The organism is Streptomyces sp. WAC06614 (assembly GCF_003949795.1).
In the GTDB taxonomy this organism is placed as follows: Bacteria; Actinomycetota; Actinomycetes; order Streptomycetales; family Streptomycetaceae; genus Streptomyces.
On the sequence record NZ_RPRY01000608.1, the window covers coordinates 1 to 1,962 of the forward strand.

Genomic DNA, 1,962 nt, shown 5'->3' on the forward strand with positions numbered 1-1,962 from the left:
CTCCACACCCCGGCCCCCCTGGCCTTCCCCCTCCACACCGAGGCGGCCACCGCCTGGTTCGCGGGCCGCTACACCTGACCCGGGCAGGCCGCGCGGCTGCCGGGGCGTCAAAGGCTGTTCCCGTCGGAGCCCGCCTCGGAGGCCGCGTCAGAGGCGGGCCGTGCCCGAGCCCGCCTCAGACGCCGCGTACCTGGACCTTCAGTTCGGCGCCGTCCTCGCCCTCCACCACCACCCGGCCGTCGCGCCACCGCACGGTCAGCCGTTCCAGCTCGGCCGGGGCGAAGCCCGGACCCGGGTCGCGGGCGATCACCCCGCCGCCCGTACGGCCCGTCGCGGGGGCCCAGGCCTCCAGGGCCGCGGCCCCGTCCGCACCGCGCACCGGGAGCACCGTCCCCGCCCGGGCCAGGACCGGGATCCGGCCCGGCGGCGCGTCCAGCAGCACCTGGCCGGGGCCCTCGTACGCCGTACCGGTGGCGGTGTCGTACCACCGCCCCCGCGGCAGCCGTACCGCACGCCGGTCCGCGCCGGGCTCCAGCACCGGCGCCACCAGCAGCGAGTCCCCGAGCAGGAACGCGTCCTCGCAGTCCCGCAGCGCCCGGTCCTCCGGTGCCCCCCACCACAGCGGCCGCACGTACGGCGCCCCGGTCCGCCGCGCCAGGTGCGCCAGCGACAGGAAGTACGGCCGCAGCCGCTCGCGTTCGGCCAGCACCGCCCGCGCCCCTTCGAGGACCTCCGGCCCGAACTCCCACGGCTCCCGCCGCCCCGCCCACAGCGCGGCATGCGTACGGAACAACGGCAGGTACGCCCCCAGTTGGAACCAGCGCAGGAACAACTCCGGCTCCGGCGAGCCCCCGAAGCCGCCCACGTCCGGCCCCGAGTACGGCACCCCGCACAACCCCAGCCCCAGCACCAGCGCCAGCGAGGCCCGCAGCCCCTCCCAGCCGGTGTCCACGTCCCCCGACCACGTTCCGCCGTACCGCTGCATCCCCGCCCACCCCGACCGGGAGAACAGGAACGGCCGTTCCGCCGGCCGCAGCCGCACCAGCCCCTCGTAGCCGGCCCGCGCCATCGTCAGCCCGTACACGTTGTGCGCGGCCCGGTGGTCACCGCCGGCCCCGTCCAGCGCGTGCCGCGCCGACCTCGGCAGGGTCTGGTCGGCGAACACGGCCGGGGTGAAGGACACCGGCTCGTTCATGTCGTGCCAGAACCCCGCGAAGCCCTGCCGCAGCCGCTCCTCGTAGAGCCCGCCCCACCACTGCCGCACCTGCGGGTCCGTGAAGTCCGGGTACGCGCACTCCCCGGGCCAGACCTCGCCGCGCACCTCCTGCCCCTGCGCGTCCCGCACGAACGCCCCGGCCGGCCCGACCGCCCGCCCGGCCGCGTACACCGCGTCCGGGCCGTCCTCCACCTTCACCGCCGGGTCCACGATCGACACCAGCCGCACCCCGGCCCCTTCCAGCTCCCGGGCCAGCCCCGGCAGGTCCGGGAACCGCTCGCCGTCCACCGTGAACACGCGGTGCCCGTCGTAGTGGTCGATGTCCAGGTGCAGCGCCGCCAGCGGCAGCCCCCGCTCCCGGTACCCGGCCACGATCCGCCGCACCTCCGCGGCCGAGCCGAACCCCCACCGCGCGTGCTGGTGACCGAGCGCCCACTCCGGCGGCACCGCCGCCGCCCCGGTCAGCCCCGACCAGCCCTGGAGCACCCGCGACGGCGTCCCCACCAGCACCCAGCAGCGCAAGGGGCCCCCGTCCATGCGCAGCTCGCTCACCCCGGGCCGGTCCGCGCCGGACCCGGCGCCCTCCTCGCCCTCCCGCAGCACCACCCGGCCGTCCCAGGTGCTGTCGTAGAAGCTCAGGTGCGTCCCGGCGTCGGCCACCACCAGCTGCACCGGCATCGTGATGTACAGCGGATCGTCCCCCGGCCCGAACCCGCCCCGCGGATCGGTGTTCCACAGCCGGTACG

General features: G+C 77.0%; 1 protein-coding gene. It reads right to left on the reverse strand.

The features are described 5' to 3' along the window. Nucleotides 1-175: 175 nt before the first annotated feature. Nucleotides 176-1,962, reverse strand: a 1,787-nt coding sequence (locus EF918_RS35230) for a glycoside hydrolase family 31 protein (protein ID WP_125652916.1), incomplete at its 5' end; no start/stop codon positions are given.